19 protein-coding genes and 1 pseudogene are annotated in these 24,063 nt (G+C 72.2%); 13 read left to right on the top strand and 7 right to left on the bottom strand.

Annotation, left to right across the window (positions count from 1 at the left end):
* Nucleotides 1-20: 20 nt before the first annotated feature.
* Both phoP and phoR read right to left on the bottom strand, forming a co-directional pair.
* On the bottom strand, nt 21-692 hold the full coding sequence (gene phoP, locus ABT232_RS24225; RefSeq protein ID WP_466214042.1) for a two-component system response regulator PhoP: 672 nt from the start codon (nt 690-692) through the stop codon (nt 21-23).
* A gap of 5 nt (nt 693-697) precedes the next feature.
* A complete protein-coding gene (gene phoR, locus ABT232_RS24220) occupies nt 698-1,963 on the bottom strand; it encodes a two-component system sensor histidine kinase PhoR (protein ID WP_351843275.1) in 1,266 nt (421 codons plus the stop codon).
* A 236-nt stretch (nt 1,964-2,199) separates the two neighbouring features.
* Here phoR and phoU point away from each other — a divergent pair, with 236 nt between their 5' ends.
* From phoU to ABT232_RS24195, 5 genes are all read left to right on the top strand, one after another.
* Complete coding sequence (gene phoU, locus ABT232_RS24215) at nt 2,200-2,901, top strand: phosphate signaling complex protein PhoU (RefSeq protein ID WP_351843273.1); 702 nt, start codon at nt 2,200-2,202, stop codon at nt 2,899-2,901.
* Between the two features lie 133 nt (nt 2,902-3,034).
* Entirely contained in the window at nt 3,035-3,190 is a 156-nt protein-coding gene (locus ABT232_RS24210; protein WP_351843271.1) for a hypothetical protein, read from the top strand.
* A gap of 100 nt (nt 3,191-3,290) precedes the next feature.
* On the top strand, nt 3,291-3,539 hold the full coding sequence (locus tag ABT232_RS24205; protein WP_351843269.1) for an SCO4226 family nickel-binding protein: 249 nt from the start codon (nt 3,291-3,293) through the stop codon (nt 3,537-3,539).
* Nucleotides 3,540-3,661: 122 nt separating this feature from the next.
* Nucleotides 3,662-5,110 (top strand): FG-GAP and VCBS repeat-containing protein, encoded by a 1,449-nt coding sequence (locus tag ABT232_RS24200; protein ID WP_351843267.1) that lies wholly within the window; start codon nt 3,662-3,664, stop codon nt 5,108-5,110.
* Between the two features lie 71 nt (nt 5,111-5,181).
* Nucleotides 5,182-5,463: a hypothetical protein gene (locus ABT232_RS24195; RefSeq protein ID WP_351843265.1), complete on the top strand. Its 282-nt coding sequence runs from the start codon at nt 5,182-5,184 to the stop codon at nt 5,461-5,463.
* A gap of 45 nt (nt 5,464-5,508) precedes the next feature.
* Here the strand turns inward: ABT232_RS24195 and ABT232_RS24190 are convergent, their stop codons facing one another.
* Both ABT232_RS24190 and ABT232_RS24185 read right to left on the bottom strand, forming a co-directional pair.
* Nucleotides 5,509-6,051: a flavoprotein gene (locus tag ABT232_RS24190; RefSeq protein ID WP_351843263.1), complete on the bottom strand. Its 543-nt coding sequence runs from the start codon at nt 6,049-6,051 to the stop codon at nt 5,509-5,511.
* Entirely contained in the window at nt 6,048-7,262 is a 1,215-nt protein-coding gene (locus tag ABT232_RS24185; RefSeq protein WP_351843261.1) for a helix-turn-helix domain-containing protein, read from the bottom strand. The genes ABT232_RS24190 and ABT232_RS24185 overlap by 4 nt, the downstream gene beginning before the upstream one ends.
* A gap of 883 nt (nt 7,263-8,145) precedes the next feature.
* Here ABT232_RS24185 and ABT232_RS24180 point away from each other — a divergent pair.
* Nucleotides 8,146-8,525 (top strand): annotated as a pseudogene (locus tag ABT232_RS24180) (tyrosine-type recombinase/integrase); the annotation flags it as partial.
* Nucleotides 8,526-9,187: 662 nt separating this feature from the next.
* On the opposite strand, the gene ABT232_RS24175 reads toward ABT232_RS24180, so the two are convergent.
* On the bottom strand, nt 9,188-9,949 hold the full coding sequence (locus ABT232_RS24175; protein WP_351843259.1) for a phosphoglyceromutase: 762 nt from the start codon (nt 9,947-9,949) through the stop codon (nt 9,188-9,190).
* Between the two features lie 312 nt (nt 9,950-10,261).
* On the opposite strand from ABT232_RS24175, the gene ABT232_RS24170 reads away from it, so the two are divergent.
* From ABT232_RS24170 to fxsT, 4 genes are all read left to right on the top strand, one after another.
* Entirely contained in the window at nt 10,262-12,133 is a 1,872-nt protein-coding gene (locus ABT232_RS24170; RefSeq protein WP_351843257.1) for a stealth family protein, read from the top strand.
* 12 nt (nt 12,134-12,145) lie between these two features.
* On the top strand, nt 12,146-13,930 hold the full coding sequence (locus ABT232_RS24165; protein WP_351843255.1) for a stealth family protein: 1,785 nt from the start codon (nt 12,146-12,148) through the stop codon (nt 13,928-13,930).
* Nucleotides 13,931-14,003: 73 nt separating this feature from the next.
* Nucleotides 14,004-15,275 carry an MDR family MFS transporter gene (locus ABT232_RS24160; protein WP_351843253.1) on the top strand — a complete coding sequence of 424 codons (1,272 nt, stop codon included), beginning with the start codon at nt 14,004-14,006 and terminating at the stop codon, nt 15,273-15,275.
* A 143-nt stretch (nt 15,276-15,418) separates the two neighbouring features.
* Nucleotides 15,419-18,139 (top strand): FxSxx-COOH system tetratricopeptide repeat protein, encoded by a 2,721-nt coding sequence (gene fxsT / locus ABT232_RS24155; RefSeq protein ID WP_351843251.1) that lies wholly within the window; start codon nt 15,419-15,421, stop codon nt 18,137-18,139.
* 4 nt (nt 18,140-18,143) lie between these two features.
* Here fxsT and ABT232_RS24150 read toward each other — a convergent pair whose 3' ends face one another.
* Nucleotides 18,144-18,644, bottom strand: coding sequence for a type III secretion system chaperone family protein (locus ABT232_RS24150; protein ID WP_351843249.1), 501 nt, complete (start codon nt 18,642-18,644; stop codon nt 18,144-18,146).
* Nucleotides 18,637-19,974 carry a D-inositol-3-phosphate glycosyltransferase gene (gene mshA / locus ABT232_RS24145; protein WP_351843247.1) on the bottom strand — a complete coding sequence of 446 codons (1,338 nt, stop codon included), beginning with the start codon at nt 19,972-19,974 and terminating at the stop codon, nt 18,637-18,639. The genes ABT232_RS24150 and mshA overlap by 8 nt, the downstream gene beginning before the upstream one ends.
* 262 nt (nt 19,975-20,236) lie before the next feature.
* Between mshA and ABT232_RS24140 the strand changes: the two genes are divergently transcribed.
* The 3 genes from ABT232_RS24140 (at nt 20,237) to ABT232_RS24130 (ending at nt 23,973) form a co-directional block, all read left to right on the top strand.
* On the top strand, nt 20,237-21,028 hold the full coding sequence (locus ABT232_RS24140) for a class I SAM-dependent methyltransferase (protein WP_351843245.1): 792 nt from the start codon (nt 20,237-20,239) through the stop codon (nt 21,026-21,028).
* 247 nt (nt 21,029-21,275) lie between these two features.
* Entirely contained in the window at nt 21,276-22,358 is a 1,083-nt protein-coding gene (locus ABT232_RS24135) for a C40 family peptidase (RefSeq protein WP_351843243.1), read from the top strand.
* A 277-nt stretch (nt 22,359-22,635) separates the two neighbouring features.
* Nucleotides 22,636-23,973 (top strand): PP2C family protein-serine/threonine phosphatase, encoded by a 1,338-nt coding sequence (locus tag ABT232_RS24130; RefSeq protein WP_351843241.1) that lies wholly within the window; start codon nt 22,636-22,638, stop codon nt 23,971-23,973.
* The last annotated feature ends 90 nt before the right edge of the window (nt 23,974-24,063 follow it).

Here is a 24,063-nt window from a genome sequence, read left to right as displayed (position 1 = left end):
GTTCGTGTACCGGATCCGGCCTACGGCTCGAACTTGTAGCCGAGGCCGCGCACCGTGACCAGATAGCGCGGCGCGCCCGGGTCGGGCTCGATCTTGGCGCGCAGACGCTTGACGTGGACGTCCAGCGTCTTGGTGTCACCGACGTAGTCGGCGCCCCAGACGCGGTCGATGAGCTGCATCCGGGTCAGCACCCGGCCGGCGTTGCGCAGCAGCATCTCCAGCAGGTCGAACTCCTTGAGCGGGAGGTCGACCTTGGAGCCGGAGACCGTGACGACGTGCCGGTCGACGTCCATCCGGACCGGGCCGGCCTCCAGCGCCGCCGGGGCCACCTCCTCCGGCTCGCCGCGGCGGCGCAGCACCGCGCGGATGCGGGCCACCAGCTCGCGCGAGGAGAACGGCTTGGTGACGTAGTCGTCGGCTCCTATCTCCAGGCCGACCACCTTGTCGATCTCGCTGTCCTTGGCGGTCACCATGATCACGGGAACGTTGGAGCGGCCGCGCAGCTGACGGCACACCTCGGTACCGGGCAGACCCGGCAGCATCAGGTCGAGGAGCACGAGGTCGGCGCCGTTGCGCTCGAACTCGTCGAGTCCGTCGGGCCCGGTGGTCGCGACCGCGACCTCGAAGCCCTCCTTGCGGAGCATGTACGACAGGGCGTCGGAGAAGGACTCCTCGTCCTCGACGACGAGCACTCGGGTCACGGAAGGACCTCCGGGGAGGGAAGTGTTTCTTCGTACGGGGGTGCGTCAGGGAACGTGCTGCGGGAGCGGCCGCCGTCCCCGCCGCCGGCGGGGTGACGGTGCGCCCGTTCGCGGGCGGCGGCCTCGGGCAGCCGCAGGGTGAAGGTGGAGCCCTGTCCCTCCGAGCTCCACACCGTGACCTCCCCGCCGTGCGAGGCGGCCACGTGCTTGACGATGGCCAGCCCGAGCCCGGTACCGCCGGTGGCGCGGGAGCGGGCCGGGTCGACGCGGTAGAAGCGCTCGAAGATGCGCTCCTTGTCCTTGTCGGAGATGCCGATGCCCTGGTCGGTGACGGCGATCTCCAGCATGTCACCGCCCGGCGCGGTGACCCGGCGGGCGGCGATGCCGACGCGGGTGCGGGCGGGCGAGTAGTTGACGGCGTTCTCGACGAGGTTGCCGAGGGCCGCGGCGAGCTGGCCGCGGTTGCCCCAGACCCGCAGGTCGGCGGCGCCTCCGGCGGCCATGGTGATCTGCTTGGTGGAGGCCGCGTGCCGGCAGCGGTCGACGGCCTCGGCGACCAGTTCGTCGACCCGGACCGGCTCGGCGTCCTCCAGCGGGTCGTCGTTCTGCACCCGGGAGAGGTCGATCAGCTCCTGCACCAGGTTGGTGAGCCGGGTCGCCTCGATCTGCATCCGGCCGGCGAAGCGCTGCACCGCCTCCGGGTCGTCGGAGGCGTCCATGACAGCCTCGGAGAGAAGGGAGAGCGCGCCGACGGGGGTCTTCAGCTCATGGCTCACGTTCGCGACGAAGTCGCGTCGTACCGCTTCGATACGGCGGGCCTCGGTCAGGTCCTCGACCAGCAGCAGCACCAGGCGGGAGCCGAGCGGGGCGACCCGGGCGGACACCGCCAGCGCCTCGCCGCGGCCGGTGCCGCGCCGGGGCAGGTCCAGCTCCACCTGGCGTATCTCGCCGTCGCGGCGGGTGTCGCGGGCCATCTGGAGCATCGGCTCCACGGCCAGCTTGCCGCCGCGGACCAGGCCGAGGGCGTACGCCGCCGAGCTGGCCTTGACCACGCCGTCCGCCTCGTCGAGCACGACGGCGGAGGAGCGCAGCACCGACAGGACGGTGTCCACGCCGGGCGGGAGCACCGGGTCGGTGTGCAGGGAGGTACGGGTGGGCCGCTTCAGGTCGCGTTCACTCCAGCGGAACGCCAGCATGGCGATGACACCGGTGAGCACACCGGCGATCGCTGCCGCTGCGGCGACCGCCGCGTTCACGTCCATGCCCCCAGGTTAGGCATGGCGCGAGGCGTGGCCACAGCCATCCGTGTGCGAGCTCGAACACTCGTCGCCCAGAGTTCACCTAGGAGCCAGTGCTGATTCATTTGGGGTGGCGGAAACGGACGCGTACAGGGCGGAACGTGGGAGCGTGGGGTGCGGAGCGCGGGTTTCGGCAAGGCGCCCGACGGCCCCGGACCACCCGGACCTCCGGAAGAACGCACGTACGAGAGGGAACCCTGATGCGGGACGCGTACCACGAGGAACTTGATTCGATCGGCGACGGTCTGGTCGAGATGGCCCGGCTGGTCGGATCGGCGATCGGGCGCGCCACGACGGCCATCCTCGACGCCGACCTGAAGCTCGCCGAGAGCGTGATCGAGGCCGACCAGAAGGTCGACGACCTCCACCACGACCTGGAGGCCCGCGCCATAGCCCTGCTCGCCCGGCAGCAGCCGGTCGCCACCGATCTGCGCATCGTGGTGACCTCGCTGCGCATGTCGGCCGACCTGGAACGCTCCGGCGACCTCGCCCAGCACGTGGCGAAGCTGGCCCGGCTGCGCTTCCCGCAGCGCGCGGTCCCGCACGACCTGCACGCCACCATCCTGGAGATGGGCCAGCTCGCCCAGCGGCTGATGGCGAAGGCCGCGGAGGTGCTGGTCACCAAGGACGTCGACCTCGCGCTCCAGCTGGAGCAGGACGACGACGCGATGGACCTGCTGCACCGCACCCTCTTCCAGCACCTGATGGACGACCGCTGGAAGCACGGCATCGAGACCGCCGTCGACGTCACGCTGCTCGGCCGCTACTACGAGCGGTTCGCCGACCACGCGGTCGCGGTCGCCAAGCGGGTGGTGTTCCTGGTGACCGGCGAGCACGCGGACGAGCTCCAGCAGGAGCTTCAGACGGAGATCCAGCCGGCGTCGGGCACCGAAGGGTCCTGAACCGGCCCGCACCCGGCGCCTCGCACCCGGCGCCCCGCGGGCGGCAGGGGCGCGTACGAGCCACTGTGCGCCGTTGATGCGCCCAGGGAACCGGGCATGGAATGGGCACAGGCACCAGCCTCTAGGAGGACCCATGGCCGAATCCCCCAGCACCACGCCCGACCCCACGCAGGACCGCCCGACCGAGCAGCCCGCCGAGATCAGGAACCTGATGCTGATCGGCGCGTGCGGCTGCGGCTCGGGCTGCGGCTGCGGGTGCCAGTCGGGCAACCCCTGCCAGTGCGGCTGACCGCGACTCCCGGCCGACCAGGAGAAGGGGCCCCCGGCACGCCGCCGGGGGCCCCTTCGGCGCAGTATGGAAAGGGAGTAAGGGGAAGGAGGTGGGGGCCGTGCCCGAGTTCATGGACGTCCACCACAACATGAAGGGCATCACCGCCGACCAGCTGCTCGAGGCCCACCGGGCGGACCTCGCCGTCGAGCAGGACGAGCGGGTCCACTTCAAGCAGGCGTGGGCCGACCCGGAGTCCGGCGTCGTCTACTGCCTCTCCGAGGCCCCGTCGGCCGAGGCGGTCCAGCGCGTCCACGAACGCGCCGGCCACCTCGCGGACGAGGTGCATCCGGTACCGCTGACGGTCTGACGCCGACGGTTCGAGACCGAAGTTCTCCGTGTCCGGGACGTACAACCATTCGATCGTCTGACGAGTCGACGTACGGCAAGAGCACAACCCGCTCACCGCCAGCTCTCGGACTACGGAGAACCATGCGCGTCCCTCGTACCGCCCTCGCCGCCGCCGTGGCGATCGCGGCAGCGGTCGGCACCCCGCTCCTGGCCGCCCCCGCGGCGACCGCGGCCCCCGCCAAGCTCGCCGACGACTTCAACGGCGACGGCTACCGCGACCTCGTCATGCTCGGCGGCACGCACGGCAAGGACGGCCGGGTCACCGTCGTCTACGGCACCTCGTCCGGTCCCGGCACCCGCGTCCAGGTCCTCCACCAGGACTCGCCCGGCATCCCCGGCGGCGTGGAGACGGGAGACCAGTGGGGCACCGCCGCCACCACCGCCGACCTCGACCGCGACGGCTACGCCGACCTGGTCGTCTCCTCGCCCGGCGAGGCCGTCGGCGACATCGCGTCCCGCGGCGGCCTGACCGTCGTCTGGGGCGGCGCCAAGGGCCTCGGCTCCGGCACCGGCTTCAACTCGCCCGTCCCGCAGGAGTACCCGCACTCCGGTGACTCCTTCGGCGAGGACGTCGTCACCGGTGACTTCGACGGCGACGGCGACGCGGACCTGGCCGTGACCAGCAACAGCCGGGCCGGTGTCGTCCTGCTCAAGGGCCCCTTCACCCGCACCGGCGGGTACCAGGGCTCGCAGAACCTCGGTGACGGCTACGGCTATCTGCACGCCCCCAACCTGGTCGCGGGCCGTGTCACCGCCGACTCCGCCACCGACCTGTACATGCTCGGCTGGGACCTCCAGGCGAACGACGACGTCAACCTGCGGGCGTACTTCCACCGGGGCGGCGCCGGCTTCGGGCAGCGCGCGGGCACGATCGTCGTCCCGGACGACGGCGGCCACCAGGGCGGCGACATCCTCACCATCGGCGACTTCGACAAGGACGGCTACGGCGACCTCGCCATCGGCCGCGGCTACGAGGAGCCCGACCAGTGGAAGGGCTACGTCACCGTCCAGTACGGCGGCTCCACCGGCCCGGACACCGCCCGCAAGCCGGTCAGGTTCACCCAGGACACCGCCGGTGTGCCCGGCTCCTCCGAGAAGGAGGACTACTTCGGCTCCGCCGTCGCCGCCGGTGACATCAACGGCGACGGCTACGCGGACCTCGCCATCGGCGCCCGCGGCGAAGCCCTCGGCACCAAGGACGACGCCGGCTCGGTCACCGTCCTGCTGGGCCGCGCCGGCGGCCTGAGCGCCACCGGCGCCAAGACCTACAGCCAGGACACCGCCGGCATCGCGGGCACCGCCGAGTCCAACGACCAGTTCGGCGCCCACCTCAAGCTCACCGACCACACCCGCGACGGCCGCGCCGACCTGCTGGTCGACACCAACGAGCAGGTCGACAACACCCGCTGGGGCCTGGTGCACCTGCTGAAGGGCTCGGCGTCGGGCGTCACGACGACCGGCTCGAAGACGTACACCGTCACCTCGCTGAAGCTGTCGTACCTCACGATGGGCGGACCGTTCTCCCGCTGACACCGCGACCGGACGGCGGCACACTCAGCCGCCGTCCGGCGCCGAGCGGCTAGATTCCGGGGATGCCTGACATGGATCCCCTCGTACCGATGCTCGCGGGACTGGTCGTCGACGTCGTCTGGTTCCTCGACTCCTGCGGTGACGACGAGGTCGATCCCGACTCCGCGGTGAAGGTGACGGAGGGCGTGGCGGCAGAGCTGCTGCGACTGCCCCCGGACCAGCGGGACAGGTTCCTGCGAGCCCTCTCCGACCTGGCCGCGGCCGAGCCCCATCCCGCCCGCCGGGAGTTCCTGGAGGAGTTCCCCTTCTCCTGCGGGTTGACCGAGGAGCGGGGGGACGCCGGGCGGGCGTGAGGTCACGTCACACGCCGCGGCTCGCCGTGAGCGCGTCCCGCCAGGTCAGGCGCCGACCCTGCGCCGTACACCGGCGAGCGCGTTTCCCCAGGGATACGCCTTCGGGTTCCCCCGCTTCGGAGGATGCGACGCGTAGCCGTCCGGGCCGTCCAGGACGACAACGCCCTGCTCACGCAGCGCGGCGACGGACCGAGCCACCGCCGGCTGAGCCCCCTGCGCCTGATTGAAGTACGGCATCGCCACGACCGGCACACCCAGGTGCACCGCCTCCGACGGAATGCCGATCGCCAGGGTGTCGGCGATCCCCGCGCCCCACTTGTTCAGCGTGGTGCACGACATCGGCGCCACCAGCATCGCGTCGGCTCGGGGCAACTGGTCCTTCTCCCAGGGCAGCTTGTACCGCGAGCGCACCGGGTGCCCGGTCAGTTCGACGAGCTCCCGCATTCGCGGCTCCCACCAACTGGCGGCGGAAGGCGTGAGGATCAGACACACGTCCCAGCCGTCGGCCTGCGCGGCACGCACGCCGTCGTCGACGTACTGGGTGGGCCCGGCGGCGCAGGCGATCAGGTAGAGAACCGGGTTGGTCATGCGCGGAGTCCACAGCGTTCGGCCAACGCACGCAACCCCGGACCCGGCTCTGCCGACGCCCCGACGACGTCCTTGACCAACCGCACGGCGTCCGGCCTGCTGCGAACCTCCTCGGGCGCCAGCCGGTCGGCCTCCAGCAGTTCCCTCGCGGCGTCGTCCTTCCGCCGTGTCAGCATCGAAGCGCGCGCCATCGCGACATGGTGTCCGGCCCGCCGCTCCCTGGTCATGCTGCGCAGCGCCTCCGGATCGACGCGGGCGGCTGCCCGAAGCGCCGACCAGCCGTCCTCGAAGCGGATCAGCATGTCCACCCGGTGCAGTCCGACGTTGGTCGGACCGAACATCGTCCAGTCCTCGTTGAGGTCGCTTCCCTGCCGATCCGCGATGTCCGCCGCCTCGTCGACGAAGTCGGTGGCCGCGCGCACGCGCGTGGTGGTGCGTTCCTGGGAGGACGCAGCGAGAGCGGCGGACAGGTGGAGCATGCCGAGGGTGGACAGCCCGAGCGGGCCCCGCTCGACAAGCCCGTCCTCCAACCGGCGCGCCGCCGTCGTCGCGAACTGGACAGCCGTCCGGGGCCGATTCTGGAGGACGAGGCTCTTCACCACTCTGCGGGCCGCTGCGCCGATCTGGACCGGGTCGCCGGACCGTTCCGCGGCGAGGAGCGCCCGGTCCGCGGCTAGAGCGGCCTGCACCGTCGTCACCCGCCCGTACTTGTGCAGGAACGACGTCGTCAATTGGTAGACGCGGGAGAGCAGTGCCTGGGCATCCGTCTGCGCGCCGACAGAGGCACTGTGCGCGGATCGCCCGGCACCGGCGATCAGTGCGGGCAGCTCACGGGCGAGCGTGGCGTAGTGGCAGGTCTGGAACGCTTCACAGCAGTAGGCGAGCCGTCGCCGTAAGACGGCCGACGCGGGCGGCTCAACGGAGTCGACGCTGCCGTACAGAGCATCGATGACACCAAGAACATCAGTCGGCGGGGTGCTGTCCGCGGGCGGTGGGGGCGAGGTGTCGGTCAACAACTGCTCCAAGGGAATGCGCAGGATGTCCGCCGCACGCACCAGTACCGACAGGCGAGGGTCTTGCTGCCGCTTGCCGCCCTCGACGTCCTGCACCCAGCGTTTCGACTGCCCCATGAGCTGTCCGAAGTCGCTCTGGGTGAAGCCGCGCCGTTCACGCCAGTACGCGATGCGGCGACCGATGCCGGAAGTGTCCATTGCGCGCCCCCGAACCAAGGCACGCACTTCGCGTGCCCGCCTCTGTTGTATCGCGTCCTACGGTCTGGCTCGTCAAGCAGATCATTGTGGTCGTGGAGGCGTAGGGACGATGGAAGAAGTCAGCGACACCGGCCAAGGAACCGTTGGTGCGCTCGGTCAGCTGCCCTTACCGCCGCCGGACAGCCTGTCGCAGCAGCAGGTCCGCGGTGTCACGTGTGTCTGGGACGGGGTCGCCCTCGCACCCGAGACAGCCGTCGATCTCGGGCAGCGACACATGAAGCCCGCCGACGGCGAGCACCGCTGGTTCCCCCGCGCATGCGTCCAGTGCGTGACAGCCCGGGCCCTGAGGGCCCTCTACGACCACACCGACACCTGCGGGCAGTGCCGCAGCCCGCGTAGGGGCTCTGCATGCCCGGAGGGACGGGCATTGCTGCGTCTGTCGATCCGAGGAGGCCGCTGATGCTGATCTGCGGACGCTGCGACGAGCCGATCCGGCTGGGGCAGGGATACACGATCGAGCGCGTGCACGGCGCTACGGGACCCGGAGGCACGGTGCACCTGCACACAGATCTGTGCAGGAGGACACCACGCGGGAACGTCCGGCGCGAGCCGGCTCCCCGCCGCGACGCCAATGATGACGGGAGCCGCACGAAACGCCCATGACCGGGCTGAACGACCCGCTGGCTCAGCGAAGCGAGCGGGCCTCTGTCCGCGGAGCGCCCCACGGCTGGGAGCGGCTGAGGACCGATCGGACAGGCCGGTCCGGGGACGGCCCAGCCGTGGATCACAGGGCCGGCCTCAGCCGGCGGACGCAGCCCGCCACTGGGCAGTGACGCACCCCTCTTCCATGTCCCACCACTCCTCGGCCACCCCGTGGTTGAGGCCGGTCGAGATCACGCTGCCGTGGAAGGTCGCCGACGGGCCTCTAGTGACGAAGCGGCTGATCTTCACCGGGCCGCGTAGTGGGCACGTCTGGCGGACGTCCCTCAACGAGGAGGTGTGGAAGCGGGCACTCGCGTCGGCCGGGGTGATCCCCGAGCGCAAGCCTGGCGGGTCGTACGTCGAGTCACGGGAGAACGCATGCATCCGCTGAGGCACTTCTACGCATCGGTGCTCCTGGACGCCGGCGAGAACATCAAGGCCCTCGCCGAGTACCTGGGCCACTCGGACCCTGGCCTGACGCTCCGGGTCTACGCGCACCTGATGCCGTCGAGTCAGGAACGGACTCGTAAGGCTGTAGCTACGGTCTTCGATCAACTCTGACTGATACGCGCACCGCGGTTGCACGCACGGGTACTGCAGTAGCCGTTTGGACATTTTGGTGGAGAAGTTCGCGGAAGAAGCGGCTGAGCAAAGTTCGCGGGCACGCTCGCAAAGTTGATTCGAGATTTCACGCGTGAGAGATTGGAGTCTAGAAAGACTGCGGACCTGGATCCGGTTGCCGCCGGACCCAGGCCCTCATGCAGTCAGCGAGCCCGGTCGCCTACTAGCAGACCGGGCTCGCTGCATGTGCAGCTCCCGGTCGCGACCGTCCTCGCGCGTGCTTCGCTCATCGAGCGAACTGCAGCACGCCGGTAGCGATGGCCACCACGAGACCCGCCCCCGTAAGCCAGACCTGCCACCTCTCGGCGCTGGTCCACCTACGAGGCTCGTCCTTCTCTAGGCTCACCTCTACCGCCTCCCTTCTCCTCCAACCGACCCGCTTCTCGGGCCGGGGCCTTGGAACTCACGCACGGGGAGGCGGAGTTCAGGGAAGGATCAGGTAAGGCGCGACAAGCATACCGGTCACATCGCTGATCACCGAGGCGCGCGGGAACCCTTGACACCCGCCCGGAATCCCTTTCCCGGCCCAGAGACGGCCCCGGCACAGCAAAGAGCCCCCTGCCCACGGGAAACTCGCAGGCAGGGGGCTTGATCCGTACCGCTTACTTCTTCTTGCCCTGGTTCTTGACCGCCTCGATCGCCGCCGCCGCCGCGTCCGGGTCGAGGTAGGTGCCGCCGGGGTTCACGGGCTTGAAGTCCGCGTCCAGCTCGTAGGACAGCGGGATGCCCGTCGGGATGTTCAGGCCGGCGATGTCCGCGTCGGAGATGCCGTCGAGGTGCTTGACCAGGGCGCGCAGGCTGTTGCCGTGGGCGGCGATCAGGACGGTGCGGCCGGTCAGGAGGTCGGGGACGATGCTGTCGAACCAGTACGGCAGCATGCGGTTGACGACGTCCTTGAGGCACTCCGTCTGCGGGCGCAGCTCCGGCGGGAGGGTCGCGTAGCGCGGGTCGGAGAACTGGGAGTACTCGGCGTCGCGGTCGAGCGCCGGCGGCGGGGTGTCGTAGGAGCGGCGCCACAGCATGAACTGCTCCTCGCCGAACTCGGCGAGGGTCTGGGCCTTGTCCTTGCCCTGGAGGGCGCCGTAGTGGCGCTCGTTCAGGCGCCAGCTGCGGTGGACGGGGATCCAGAGGCGGTCCGCGGACTCCAGGGCGAGCTGCGCGGTGCGGATGGCGCGCTTCTGGAGGGAGGTGTGGACGACGTCGGGGAGCAGGCCGGCGTCCTTCAGCAGCTCACCGCCGCGCGTCGCCTCCTTCTCGCCCTTCGCGGTCAGGTTGACGTCCACCCAGCCGGTGAACAGGTTCTTCTCGTTCCACTCGCTCTCGCCGTGGCGGAGGAGGATCAGCTTGTACGGTGCGTCGGCCATGGCTTCGAGCCTACCTAAGCGGCACGGGGCTCGCGGACCGCTCTCGCCTCGTGAGAAGGCGCTCAGAAGGGCGTGGGGACGCTCAGTGGGAGGGGTGCGGGGAAGGGCTTCCGGAGGGGTGCGGGAAACGGCTCGGGGAGGGGTTCGGTTCCGGGCGGTTCGGGATCGTTCGGACGGGTTCTTCGTCGCCTCCCTCGGCACCTGCCATCACCTCGGCACCAACAGCCGGTGAACTGTTCCACAACCTTTCGCCACATTCGCCTGTCTGGTTAGCGCAGGACGATGTCAGGTTCGTGATGAGGAGTCCCCAACGTGACCGTGCGTTCCTTTGCGCGGCGGATGCGACCGCGCGTCGAGCGGAAGGCCGCCGAGCGCGTGTGGCAGCTGCGCACCATGCGGCGGCGCCGCAGAGCCGCGGTCACGGACCCGGTGCTGCGTCCGGTGGCGGTGCGCGGCCAGCAGCTGTACGGCAGGGTGGTGAGCGAGTTCAGCGCCGCCGGGGCCGCCGCCGCCAACCTGGACATCGTGGTCGCCGCGCTGGAGCAGGAAGGCATCTCCTACTTCCTCGTGCCGACCTCCCGCACCCGCCACACGGTCGGCGTGAACGCCGCCGACCGGGAGCGCCTGCTCGCCGCCCTGGAGGCGCGCAACGCCGGGAAGGCCGTGTTCATCGGCCGCCCGCTGCCCGGCGGGAAGCTCAAGCACCCCGCGATGTTCCTCGACGGTGTGCTGCCGACACCGCTGCGCACGGCGCCCGTGCTGCGGGTCGGGGAGAACCACCTCGGGCCGGCGGGCCAGCTGCTCGCCGGACCGGAGCTCGCCTGTGACGTGGAGTTCTGGGAGGACGGCGCGGAGCTGCTGGCCTCCGCCGACGGGCCGCGCCGGCTGGCCAAGGTGCAGCCGCAGGCCTCGGAGGACGTCTTCCGCGAGTCCCTGGTCACGCCGCGCAACAACGGCGTCACCGACGTGCTGCCGGCGGCCGAGCAGCAGCCCGTCACGGTGCGGGTCGGCGACCGGGAACTGCCGAGCTTCGCGCCGCTCACCCTGCCGACCGTGAACTCGGTGACCTTCCCGGTCGACGTCGTCTACACCTGGGTGGACGGCGAGGAGCCGGAGATGCGGGCCAAGCGGGCCCGGTACCAGGAGCGCGGCACCGCCGACATCCTGGACAAGGAGACCAACGCCTCCCGCTACACCAGCCACGACGAGCTGAAGTACTCGCTGCGCTCGCTGGCGATGTACGCCGACTTCGTGCGGCACATCTACATCGTGACCGACGGGCAGAAGCCGCACTGGCTGGACGACCGGGCCGAGGGCATCACGGTCGTCGACCACCGCGACATCTTCCCCGAGGGCGTGCTGCCGGTCTTCAACTCGCACGCCATCGAGACCCGGCTGCACCACATACCGGGCCTGTCGGAGCACTACCTCTACTTCAACGACGACGTCTTCGTCGGCCGCCGGATCACCCCCGAGCACTTCTTCCACGGCAGCGGCCTGATGAAGATCCCGGTCTCCCCGCTGAAGATCGGTGTCGGCGAGCCGCACGCCGAGGAGACGGCCACCAACTCGGCCAGCAAGAACGTCCGCCGGCTGCTGCTGGAGCGGTTCGGGCGGATGACGACGAACAACTTCATGCACACCCCGCTGCCGCAGCAGCGCGGGGCGCTGCGGGCGCTGGAGGAGCTGTTCCCGCAGGACATCGCCCGCACCACCGCGTCCCGCTTCCGCGCGCCGACGGACATCGCGATGACGGCGCCGCTGCTCTACCAGTACGCGCTGATGACCGGCCGCGGAGTGCCCGGGAAGTTCAGCTTCCGGTACGTCAACATCAGCCGTCCGGACGCCGACCGCCGGCTGGCCGATCTGCGCCGCAACCGCCGCTTCGACTTCTTCTGCCTGAACGACGTCGACGTGCCGCCGGAGGAGCGGGAGCAGGTCGGCGTCCGGATGAACGCCTTCCTGGAGAACTACTTCCCGTTCCCCAGCCCTTACGAGAAGCGGCCCGCTCCCGGCGAGCGGTCCCCCGGCCTCGGCGAGCAGCCCTCCGACGAGCGGTCCCCGGGCCTCGGCGAGCGGTCCTCCGCCCTCGGCGAGCGGCGGCCCGGCTCCGGCGGGACGCTGGCCGGCTCCGGCGAGAAGCGGTACGAGGCCTCGGACCGCCCCTTCGAGACGCAGGGCTGACGGGGGCCCGCCATGGACATCCGCCACCGTTTCGCGGCTCCCGCGGCGCCCGCGGGCCTGCGGGCCGCCCGGGATCTGCTGGTGCGCCTGCGGGTCTGGCTCACGGCCCGGCTGTGGGTGCTGGGCGCGGCCCGTGCCCGCCGGCGGCTGCGGGCCGCCGTGCCGGGGCTGCGCCGGGTCGCCTTCGGCCCGGTGCGGCTGTACGGGCGTACGGTGGCGGGCTACACGGCGGCGGATGCCGTGGCCGGTGATCTGGAGCGGGTCCGCGCGCTGCTGGAGACGGCGGGCGTCCCGTACTTCCTGGTCCCGGTCGAGCCCGGGTCCGGGGCGCCGCGGCAGGTGCTCGGCGTCGAGGAGACGTACCGCGGCACGGTCCTCGACCGGGCTGCGCGGCACTTCGCCGGCGGCCCGGGCTGGGTCGGCGCCGTGGGCCGGGACGGCGCGGTGACCGGCGCGGTGCTGTGGGCCGACGGACGGCTGCCGCGGGCGCTGCGGCGGGCCGCGGTGCTGCGGACCGGTGTGGTGCGGCTCGGCCCCGAGGGGCAGGTGCTCGGCGGGCTGGAGACCGGGTGCGACATCGAGTTCTGGCGGCTCGGCCGGGAGGTGGGCGCGGATCCGTCCTGGCTCACCGTGCCCGGCGCCCGGCTGCCGGACGTCTTCGGCGCGGCGCTGGTCGCGCCGCGCGCCAATCCGGTGTCCGAGGTGCTGCCGGCGGCGGCGCGGCGGCCGGCCGCGGCGGCGGGTGCCCGCCGTGCCGTGCCGACGTTCGCCCCGTTCGCCGAGCCGGGCGTCGACGAGGTGTGCTTCCCGGTCGACGCCGTCTACACCTGGGTCGACGGGGACGACCCGGCGATGGCCGCGAAGCGGCTGGCCCATCAGCGGGTCTCCGACCAGGTGATCGCCGCGCGCGAGACCGGCGCCTCCCGCTACACCAGCCATGACGAACTGCGGTACGCGCTGCGCTCGCTGGACATGTACGCCGGGTTCGTCCGGCACGTCTACCTGGTGACCGACTCGCAGGTCCCGGCCTGGCTGGACCCGGACGCGGAGGGCCTGACGGTCGTCGACCACCGGGACATCCTCCCGGCGGACGCGCTCCCGGTCTTCAACTCGCACGCGATAGAGAGCCGGCTGCACCACATACCGGGCCTGTCGGAGCGCTACCTCTACTTCAACGACGACGTCTTCGTGAACCGCCCGGTGCGGGCCGAGCACTTCTTCCACGGCAACGGCATCGCCCGCATCCCGCTGTCCCCGCTGAAGCTGGGCGTCGGCGACCCGCATCCGCTGGAGCCGGCGCCGAACTCCGCCGGGAAGAACGCCCGTGAGGTGGTCCGGCGCTTCCACGGCCGCCAGATCACGCACAAGTCGCTGCACACCCCGCATCCGCAGCTGCTGTCGGTGATGCGGGAGATGGAGAGCCTCGGGATCACGGAGCTGGAGCGGACCTCGTACTCGCGTTTCCGCTCCACCACCGACGTGGCGCCGGCGTCCACGCTGCACCACCACTGGGCGATCGTGACCGGCCGGGCCGTCCCGGCGGACTACCGCTTCCGCTATGTGCAGCTGGGCGCGCCGGACATGCGGCGGCGGCTGGCCCGGCTGGCGGCCGGTGAGGACGTCGACTTCTTCTGCCTGAACGACGTGGACACCGACCCGGCGGACCGGGCGGCGGCCCAGGCGGCCATCGGCGCGTTCCTGCGGCGGAAGTATCCGTTCCCGAGCCGCTTCGAGCGGACGCTCCCGGCGGCCCCCGCACCAGGCCCGCGCCGACGATTGACGCTTCCCGTCAAATGAGTGGCGCCCCCCGAAGCGGCGTTTGTAAGTTGTGGCCACCGCTTGAGCCGCTTACCGCACTGGGGGATCCCCGATGTCACCAGCCACCCTGAGACGTGCCGTCCAAGAGACCGTCTCCGGACTCCCCCGCGCGTTCTGGTGGCTGTGGACCAGCACCCTGGTCAACCGGCTCGGCGCGTTCGTCGCCACCTTCATGGCGCTGTACCTCACCCTCGAACGCGGCTACTCCGCCTCCTACGCCGGTCTCGTCGCCGCCCTGCACGGCCTCGGCGGGGTGATCTCCTCGCTCGGCGCGGGCGTGATGACGGACCGGCTGGGGCGCCGGCCCACCCTGCTGATCGCGCAGGTGGCGACCGCGCTGTCCGTCGCGCTGCTCGGCTTCATGCACCACCCGGTCGCCATCGCGGCCGTCGCCTTCCTGGTCGGCATGGCCTCCAACGCCTCCCGTCCGGCCGTGCAGGCGATGATGGCGGACATCGTGCGCCCCGAGGACCGGGTGCGGGCGTTCTCGCTCAACTACTGGGCGATCAACCTCGGCTTCGCCGTCTCCTCCGTGGCGGCCGGCCTCATCGCCGAGTACAGCTACCTGGCCGGCTTCCTGATCGAGGCCGCGATGACCATGGTCTGCGCGATCGTCGTCTTCCTGAAGCTGCCCGAGTCCCGGCCGGAGCGCACCGCCGTCGAGAAGGCGCGGGAGGAGGTCGGCCTCGGGACCGTGCTGCGCGACGGGCGGTTCATGAGCGTCGTGGGGCTGTCCTTCGTGGTCGCGCTGATCTTCCAGCAGGGCTTCATCGGCCTGCCGGTCGCGATGGGCACGGCCGGGTTCTCGCCCGCCGACTACGGCATGGCGATCGCGATCAACGGCGTCCTGATCGTCGTCCTCCAGATCCCGGTCACCCGGTTCATCCAGGACCGCGATCCGCGCCGGCTGCTGGTCGTCTCGTCCGTCCTCGCCGGCTACGGCTTCGGCCTGACCGCCTTCGCCGGATCGGTCGCCGCCATCGCCCTCACCGTCTGCGTGTGGACCCTCGCCGAGATCGTGAACGCGCCGACCCAGACGGGACTCGTCGTCCGGCTGTCGCCGACGCACGGACGCGGCCGCTACCAGGGCATGTACACCATGTCGTGGTCCGTCGCCGCGCTCGTCGCGCCGCTGATGTCCGGAGTCGTCATCGACCGGTTCGGGACCGAGTGGCTGTGGGCGTCGTGCGCGGTCCTCGGTACGGTCGCGGGCCTCGGCTACGGACTGCTGATGCGGCGCCTGCCCGACGAGGAACAGCCCGACCCCGCACCCGCGCCCGCCGCTCCCCGGGGCACGGCGGAGACGGCGGCGGAGGCCGCCTGACCCCGACGCCACCGGAACCGCGCACGTCTGCGCCCACGGACAACACCTCGTACGGCACGTCGTACGGCACCTCGTACGGCACGATGGACAAGTAGTCGCCGTACAGGTGCCCTTGGGGCCGCCGGGGTGGGTGGGAGACGCGGATGTCCGACGAGTCCGAGCTGATCTTCGTCAGCCATGCCGGGCGGGACGACCAGTGGGCGGAGTGGATCGCCTGGCACCTCCAGGAGGCCGGGTACCGGGTCGAACTGGCGCTGTGGCACTGGCGGGCCGGCGACGACTTCGTGGCCAGGATGAACGAGGCGCTGGAGCGGGCTTCCGCCGTCGTCGCCGTGCTCTCCCCGCACTACTTCGAGCCCGGCCGGTACACCGAGGACGAGTGGCGGTCCGCCGTCGCCCGCGGCGGCCGGTTCATCCCGGTCGTGGTGCAGCCGCTGGAGAAGGACCGGCTGCCGGCGGTGCTCGCCTCGCGGATCGCCGTGAACCTGCACGAACTCGCCGACGAGGACGCGGCGGTCAAGGCGCTCACCGAGGCGGTCCGGGGCCCCGCCCTGCCCGAACAGCCCCCCGCCTTCCCGCCCGCCGCCGCACCCGGCACACAGCCCCGCTTCCCCGCCACCGCCTCCACCGCGGCCGTCTTCGAGGTACGGCGGCGGCGCAACCCGCACTTCACCGGCCGCGACGGCGTCATCGCCGACGTACGCCGCAAGCTGCTCACCGAGCGCCACGCCGCCGTGCGGGCGCTGCACGGCACGGGCGGCATCGGCAAGACGCAGGTGGCGCTGGAGTACGTCTACCGGTTCGCCGCGCAGTACGACGTCGTCTGGTGGATCGACGCCGAGCGGACCGAGCAGATCCCGGTCCGCTACGCGGAACTGGCCGCCCGCGTCGGCGTCGCCAAACCGGACGCCGGTGTCGAGGCCAACGCCCGGTACGCGCTGGACCATCTGCGCACCCGGGAACGGTGGCTGATCGTCCTCGACAACGCGGAGGACCCGGAACGGCTGGAGCCGCTGCTGCCGGACGGCCCCGGACATGTGCTGATCACCTCCCGCAACCCGGCCTGGGGCAAGATCGTGCCGGGACTCCAGCTCGGCGTCTTCAGCCGCGAGGAATCACTGGCCCACCTCACCGGCCAGCTCCCCACCCTCAGCGAGGCGCAGGCCGCCGCGCTGGCCGAGGCGCTCGGCGATCTGCCGCTGGCGCTGGCGCAGGCGGCCGGTGTGCTGAGCGACGGCATGCCGGTCGACCAGTACCTGCGGGTGCTGGAGACCAACACGGCCCAACTCCTCGACCACGGCAAGGCGCACGGCTATCCGGCGTCGCTGGCGGCGAGCGTCACCATCGCCCAGGACCGGCTGAAGGCGGAACACGAGGAGGCCGCCGCCGTCCTGCGGCTCGCGTCCCTGCTCGGGCCGGAGCCGGTCCCGACGGGCTGGCTGGTCGCCGCGCGCCCCCGCCTGGCCACCGTGCCCGGCGACCCGGCCGACTTCCGCTGGCCCCAGAACGCGCTGACGCCGCTGGCCCGTTACGGACTGGCGGTGGTGGGCCCGGACGCCTTCCAGGTGCACCGGCTGACCCAGGCGGTCGTCCGCCGGCAGGACGCCGGGGCGCTGTGGCAGGACGTGGCGGCGCTGCTGACCGCGGTGGATCCGGGCGATCCGGAACTGCCGGACACCTGGCCGGGCTGGGCGGCCCTGACACCGCATCTGACCGCGGGGCTGGAGGAACTGAGCGAGCGGCCCGAGCTGCGGCCGACCCTGCTGAAGGCCGCCGCCTACCTGGTCCGCAGCGCCCAGCCGCACGCGGCCCGGCAGCTCGCGGAGACCCTGCACACGCGGTGGACCGAGACGCTGGGCGAGGACGACCCGGACACGCTGAACGCGGCGCACATGGTGACGTGGGCGATGGACGGCCTCGCCGCCCATGTCGAGGTGCTGCCGCTGGTCGAGGATCTGCTGGAGCGGCGCCGGAGGGTGCTGGGCGAGGACCATCCGGACACCCTGAAATCGGCGCACGACCTGGGCGTCACGCTCGGGAACCTGGGGCGGTACGGCGAGGCGTACGAGGTCCACCGGGACGTGCTGGCGCGCCAGCGGGCCCGGCTGGGCGACGACGCCCGCGAGACGCTGCGCGCGGCCCATGCCTACTCCGCCGCCCTGAACGACGTCGGACGCCCCGAGGAGGCCCACCGCACCAGCGTCGAGACGACACGGCGGATGCGGTCGGTCCTGGGCGAGAACCATCCCGACACCCTCCGCGCCCGGCTGAGCCTCGGCTCCTCGCTCAACGCGCTGGGCCGGTACGCCGAGGGCTACGAGGTCGTCGTGGACGTGGTGGAGCGGCGCCGGCAGTCCCTGGGCGACGAACATCCGGACACCCTGATCGCCTCGCACCGGCTGGCGACCGCGCTCAGCAAGCGCGGGGACCACGAGGAATCCCACCGGTCGTGCACCGAGGTGCTCGAACGCTGCCGCAAGGTGCTCGGCGACCTCCACCCCGAGACCCTCGACGTGATGGACAGTCTCGGTCTGGCGCTGATCCGCCTGGGCCGGCACGAGGAAGCCCATCGCGTCCTGGCGGACACCCTGGAGCGCCGTCGGAGGGTGCTCGGCGACGACCACCCGCTGACCTTCGACTCGATGGACAGCCTGGCGCGGGCGCTGTCCCGTCTCGGGCGGCTCGCCGAGGCCGAGAAGCTGCTGCGGGAGGCGCGCCCGCACATCCGGCGGCTGCTCGGCGGCAGGCATCCGATGGCCGTCAACATGACCCTGAACCTGGCCGCCGTCCTGGAGGCAAGGGGCAAGCTCCACGACGCCCAGAAGCTCAGGGCCGCCGCCAAGCCGGGTAAGAACAAGCGCTGACGGCTCAGCTCGGCCGCTGGAGCAGATGCGTGAACGCGTCCAGGTTCCGCGTCGACTCGCCGCGCGACACCCGCCACTCGTACTCGCGGCGGATCGCGCTCGCGAAGCCCAGCTGGAGGAGGGTGTTGAAGTCGCCGTCGGCGGCCTCCAGGACCTGCCCGAGGAGGCGGTCGACCTCGTCGGGGGTGACGGCGGCCAGCGGCAGCTTGCCGGTGACGTAGATGTCGCCGAGCGGGTCGACGGCGTAACCGACGCCGTAGAGCTTGAGGTTGCGCTCCAGGAGCCAGCGGTGGACGGCGGCCTCGTTCTCGTCGGGGTGGCGGATGACGAACGCGTTCAGGGACAGGGAGTGCCGGCCGACGATCAGCGAGACGGTCGTGGAGAGCTTGCGGGTGCCGGGGAGCTTGACCACGTAGTGGCCGGGTCCGGGGCCCTCCCACTCCAGTTCGGCGTCCTTGAGGGCGTCCTCGATGATCTGCGCGGCCCGCTGCTGTGCATCACCCATGGGGCGAGCGTACGCGACGCCGGTGGGCGGCCACGGCGGCCGTGTAGACCTCGGCGGTGGCCGCGGCGGAGGCCTGCCAGCCGAAGGAGCGGGCGTGGGCCGCGGCGGCGGCACCCATCCGGTCCGTGAGGCCGGGCTCGGCGGCGAAGTCGCCCAGGACGCGCGCGTAGGCGGCCGGGTCGTGGCCCCGCACCAGGACGCCGGTGCGGCCGTCGCGCACCGCCACCGGCAGGCCGCCGACCGCGGCCGCGAGGACCGGTGTGCCGGACGCCTGGGCCTCTATGGCGACCAGGCCGAAGGACTCGCTGTAGGACGGCATGACGAGCACGGACGCGGCCCGGAACCAGTCGGCGAGGCGGTCCTGGGCGACGGGCGGGTGGAACCGGACGACGTCGGCGACGCCGAGGCGGGCGGCGAGCTTCTGGAGGCCTTCCGGCTTGGCGAGGCCGCTGCCGCTGGGGCCGCCGACGACGGGGACGACGATGCGGGAGCGCAGCTCGGGGTGCTCGTCGAGGAGCACGGCGACCGCGCGGAGCAGGATGTCCGGCGCCTTCAGGGGCTGGATGCGGCCCGCGAAGAGGGGGATCAGCGCGTCCTGGGGCAGGCCGAGGCGGGCGCGGGCGGCGGCGCGGCCGTCGGCCGGGGTGAAGCGCTCCAGATTCACGCCGGGGTGGACGACGGCGACCCGGCCGGGGTCGGCGTCGTAGTGCCGGACGAGTTCGTCGGCCTCCTCGTCGGTGTTGGCGATCAGCCGGTCCGCGGCGGCGACGATCTGGGTCTCGCCGATGACCCGCGCGGCGGGCTCGGGGGTGTCGCCGTCGGCGAGGTTGGCGTTCTTGACCTTGGCCATGGTGTGCATGGCGTGCACCAGCGGGACGCCCCAGCGCTGGGCGGCCAGCCAGCCGACGTGCCCGGAGAGCCAGTAGTGGGAGTGGACGAGGTCGTAGTGGCCGGGGCGGTGGCCGGCCCAGGCCTGCATCACGCCGTGGGTGAAGGCGCACAGCTGGGCGGGCAGCTCTTCCTTGGCCAGGCCCTCGTAGGGGCCGGCGTCGACGTGCCGGACGAGGACGCCGGGGGCGAGCTCGACGGTGGGCGGGAGGGCGGCGGTGGTGGCCCGGGTGAAGATCTCGACCTCGATGTTGATCGCGGCGAGGCGCTGGGCGAGCTCCACGATGTAGACGTTCATGCCGCCGGCGTCGCCGGTGCCGGGCTGGTGCAGCGGCGAGGTGTGCACGGAGAGCATGGCGACGCGGCGCGGCCTGCGGTGCAGCCTGAGGCGCGGGGGCGTGGCCGTGGAGCGCCGGCCGAGCCTGGCGATGTACTGGCTCACGTGCCGTTCCTCCTTGCTGCGGGCATGCCTGCGGGAGGACGTGCGGGGCCCTCCAGGAAGGGGAACACCCGATTCGGCCACTCCATTTCCACCCACCCCTCCTTTGCCGAATCATTACCGGACATCGCTCAACCGTTCGAGCGCCTGGTGCGTGCACCAGGCCTCCGGGTACCCCGCGCGGCCCCCTACCCTCGTACGTATGGCATCCCGCGCAGCGACCCTCCCCCACGCTCGACCCCGTTCGAGCGGCGGGAGCGCCGTGGTGGGAACGGCCACGCGGGGGACCACCAACCCGAACCGGCTCCGCCGCATGGACCGCTGGATCGCCGCCACCCACGGCGCCGAGCTGCGCCGCGCCGCCGAGCCGCTCGCCGTCGACCTCGGCTACGGCGCGGCCCCCTGGACGGCCGTCGAGCTGCTGCTGCGGCTGCGCACCGCGGCGCCCCGCACCCGGCTGGCCGGCATCGAGATCGAACCGGCCCGGGTCGCGGCCGCGAAGCCGTACGAGCGGGAGGGGCTGGTCTTCCGGCACGGCGGCTTCGAGGTGCCGGTCTCCCGGCGCCCGCACCTGATCCGCGCGGCGAACGTGCTGCGCCAGTACGAGGAGGCCGAGGTCGCCGCCGTCTGGGAGCGGCTGTGCGCCCGGCTCGCCCCGGCCGACCCGGCGACCGGTTCGCGCGGCGGGCTGCTGGTCGAGGGCACCTGCGACGAGATCGGCCGGCGGCACGTATGGGTCGCGCTCGGCCCCGAGGGTCCGCGCACGGTCACCTTCGCCACCCGGCTCGGCTCCCTGGAGCGCCCCTCGGACCTGGCCGAACGGCTCCCCAAGGCGCTGATCCACCGCAATGTCCCCGGCGAGCCGGTGCACGCCTTCCTGCGCGACTTCGACCGCGCCTGGGCCGCCGCCGCGCCCTACGCCTCCTACGGCGCCCGGCAGCGCTGGATCCGCGCGGTCCGCGACCTGACGGCCGACTGGCCGGTGACGGACGGTCCGGCGCGCTGGCGGCAGGGCGAAGTGACCGTGCGCTGGGCGGCGTTGGCCCCGCGCGGCTGACCACGCGGCAGGCCTCATCCCCAGGCCCCACCCCTGACCGGTCCGCGCGGAGGACCAACGCGGGCCGCGGGCGCGCCGGTTGCCGGAACGATCTCCCCGAGCCGTTCGTCACAAACGCGGGGGGATCGTCGTGCGACGGCCGAAATCGGGGAGGGATTCACAGCCTCTGTCGTTTTGCGCCACGGCATGGCACGATCCCTCAGGCGCCCGTAAGTTACTGACGGTAAATCAGTTTGGGGGAAGAGGTATGCCAAGGGGCAAGCGCGGCCTGATCTCGGCGGCCGTGACCGTCGTCTGCGCGGTCACCGCTCTGGCGACACCCGGACTCGCGTTCGCGGCCCCCGGCCCGACGCCCACCCCCACCTCCAGCGCGGCCCCGGCCGCCACGCCCGGCAAGGACCTCGAGGAGGTCCGCGAGCGGCTGGACAAGCTCTACCGCGAGGCGGCCGCCGCCACCGACGCCTACAACGCCGCCGAGGAGCGGGCGAAGGAGCAGTCGGCGCAGCTCGTCGAGCTGGCGAAGAAGATCGTCGAGGGCAAGGAGAAGCTGGCCGGGCTGAAGGACCGCGCGGGCGCCGCCGCCCGCGCCCAGTACCGCACCGGCGGTCTGCCGCCCGAGGCCCAGCTGATGCTCAGCGACGACCCGGACGAGTTCCTGGACGGCTCCGGCCGGGTCCTCCAGGGCGAGCGCGCCACCAAGCACCTGATCGAGGAAACCACCCGCACCCAGCAGGACTTGGAGCAGTACTCCGCGGACGCCTCCGCCCAGTGGAAGAAGCTGGAGGCCAACCGGAAGGCCAAGGCCACCGCCCAGAAGAAGATCGAGAAGCAGATCGCGGCGGCCGAGAAGCTGGAGTCCCAGCTGGAGGAGGAGGAGAAGGAGCGGCTGGCCGAACTGGAGCGGGAGGCCGCCCGCAAGGCGCAGAGCGACTGGCTCGGCACCGGCATCCTCGACGACCTCGACGGCAAGGCCACCGCCCAGGGCAAACAGGCCGTGAAGTACGCCACCGCGCAGATCGGCAAGCCGTACGTGTGGGGCGCCGAGGGCCCCGAGTCGTACGACTGCTCCGGACTGACCTCGCAGGCCTGGGCGAGCGCCGGCCGCGGCATCCCGCGCACCTCGCAGCAGCAGTGGCAGCAGCTGGAGCGCGTCGCCGTCCAGGACATGCGCCCCGGCGACCTCGTCATCTACTTCGACGACGCCAGCCACGTGGGGATGTACGTCGGCGACGGCACGATCGTGCACGCCCCGCGTCCCGGCCGCACGATCACCGTCGCGGGCGCCGGTTCGATGCCGATCCTGGGGGTCGTACGGCCGGACGCGGGCTGATCCCGACGCGGGCCGCGCAGTTGGTGACCTGGGCCACGTGACCCACTCCACGCGCGGCCCGCCGCCGAACCGCCCGCCGACGTGACGTTCGTCATCCCCGCCGGTCGGGCACCGTGTCCAACTGCGCCACCAAACGCGGCATATGACAGCGGCCCGCGATCATCCGGCGTGCCGTACACCATTCCGCTGCGCCGCCGACACCCGCTATGGTCCCCGTCGGTGGGTCGAGGTCCCTCGCCCCGCCGTGCCCTCGGGGGGAGGGAAGGAAACCAGGACAATGCCCGTACCCGTACCGCGGCAGAGAGCGATCCCGGCCGTGGAGAGTGGTCAGGCGCCCGCCGCGTCCACCGGCGGCCCCTCCGGAGACCCCGGTGCCGTGGCCCCGCGCAAGGAAGACACGGCCGAGAACACCACCGGCACCACCGCCGCCGTCAACCACACCAACCTGACGCTGCTGCTGATCGAGGACGATCCCGGCGGCTCGCCGTTCGTGCCCGAACTGCTCGACCAGGCCGGCAAGCCCATCCGGGTGCGCACCGCCCGCAACCTCACCGAGGCCGAGCGGCTGCTCACCGACGACGTCCACTGCATCCTGCTGGACCTCGCGCTGCCCGCCCCCGGCCGGGCCGGCGAGGGCGACGACGACGAGCTGGCCGTGCTCCGCCATGTGCTGGAGCTCGCGCCCCGGCACGCCGTGCTCGCCCTCACCTCGCGCGGGGACGCCGAGCGCGGCGCCGAGGCGGTGCGCGTGGGCGCCCAGGACTACCTCTTCCGAGACGAGCTGGACAGCCGGCTGCTGAACCGGGCCATCCGGTACGCCGTCGAGCGCAAGCGCTCCGACACGGCCGAGCGGCGGCTCGCCGAGGGCCGGCTGCGGGCCCAGGAGAACGCCCGCCTGGAGCGCGGTCTGCTGCCCACGCCTCTGCTGGAGGGCTCCGCGCTGCGGTTCGCCGCCCGCTACCGGCCCGGCCGCTCGCGCGCGCTGCTCGGCGGCGACTTCTACGACGTCGTCCGCACCCCGGACGGCACCGTGCACGCCATGATCGGCGACGTCTGCGGGCACGGCCCGGACGAGGCCGCGCTCGGTGTCGAGCTGCGGATCGCCTGGCGCGCGCTGACGCTGGCCGGACTGTGCGGGGACGAGCTGCTGAACACCCTCCAGCAGGTGCTGGAGCACGAGCGCTCGGACGAGGAGATCTTCGCGACGCTGTGCACGGTGGACATAGCGCCCGACGGCCGCCGCGCGGGCCTGTGCCTGGCCGGCCACCCGGCGCCGCTGGTGGCCCGCCCCGGACGCCCGCCGCGGCTGCTGCCGTACGACAACAACGGCCCCGCACTAGGTCTGCTGCCCGGGGCCCGCTGGCCGCGGATGCAGGTGGAGCTGGGGGCCGAGTGGAGCCTGATGCTCTACACCGACGGTCTGATCGAGGGCCGCGTCGGCGAGGGCCGGGAACGGCTCGGCCAGGACGGCATGGTCGACATGATCAGCCGCCAGCTGGCCTCCGGCCTCAGCGGCGAGCAGCTGCTGCGGGCCGCGGTGAACGAGGTCCGCGAGCTGAACGGCGGCGAGCTGACGGACGACGTGGCGGTGCTGCTGCTGGACCGCGTGCCCTAGGGGGTGTCTCGTCGATCAGGCCGGATCAGCGAGCGGCGTCTGGTGCCGTGCATCGCAAGGCGGAGGAGGGCGGCATGGCGGAGCCATGGC

It is taken from the genome of Streptomyces sp. NPDC001532, assembly GCF_040298625.1.
GTDB lineage: Bacteria > Actinomycetota > Actinomycetes > Streptomycetales > Streptomycetaceae > Streptomyces.
This window is presented reverse-complemented; position numbering and strand designations above follow the sequence as displayed.

Coding starts and splice junctions, on each gene's coding strand:
- ABT232_RS24150 (WP_351843249.1), bottom strand. CDS start 18,644: ATGGGTGATGCACAGCAGCGGGCCGCGCAGATCATCGAGGACGCCCTC.
- ABT232_RS24135 (WP_351843243.1), top strand. CDS start 21,276: ATGCCAAGGGGCAAGCGCGGCCTGATCTCGGCGGCCGTGACCGTCGTC.
- ABT232_RS24160 (WP_351843253.1), top strand. CDS start 14,004: ATGTCACCAGCCACCCTGAGACGTGCCGTCCAAGAGACCGTCTCCGGA.
- ABT232_RS24185 (WP_351843261.1), bottom strand. CDS start 7,262: ATGGACACTTCCGGCATCGGTCGCCGCATCGCGTACTGGCGTGAACGG.
- ABT232_RS24175 (WP_351843259.1), bottom strand. CDS start 9,949: ATGGCCGACGCACCGTACAAGCTGATCCTCCTCCGCCACGGCGAGAGC.
- ABT232_RS24130 (WP_351843241.1), top strand. CDS start 22,636: ATGCCCGTACCCGTACCGCGGCAGAGAGCGATCCCGGCCGTGGAGAGT.
- phoR (WP_351843275.1), bottom strand. CDS start 1,963: ATGGACGTGAACGCGGCGGTCGCCGCAGCGGCAGCGATCGCCGGTGTG.
- ABT232_RS24165 (WP_351843255.1), top strand. CDS start 12,146: ATGGACATCCGCCACCGTTTCGCGGCTCCCGCGGCGCCCGCGGGCCTG.
- ABT232_RS24210 (WP_351843271.1), top strand. CDS start 3,035: ATGGCCGAATCCCCCAGCACCACGCCCGACCCCACGCAGGACCGCCCG.
- ABT232_RS24190 (WP_351843263.1), bottom strand. CDS start 6,051: ATGACCAACCCGGTTCTCTACCTGATCGCCTGCGCCGCCGGGCCCACC.
- fxsT (WP_351843251.1), top strand. CDS start 15,419: ATGTCCGACGAGTCCGAGCTGATCTTCGTCAGCCATGCCGGGCGGGAC.
- phoU (WP_351843273.1), top strand. CDS start 2,200: ATGCGGGACGCGTACCACGAGGAACTTGATTCGATCGGCGACGGTCTG.
- ABT232_RS24200 (WP_351843267.1), top strand. CDS start 3,662: ATGCGCGTCCCTCGTACCGCCCTCGCCGCCGCCGTGGCGATCGCGGCA.
- ABT232_RS24195 (WP_351843265.1), top strand. CDS start 5,182: ATGGATCCCCTCGTACCGATGCTCGCGGGACTGGTCGTCGACGTCGTC.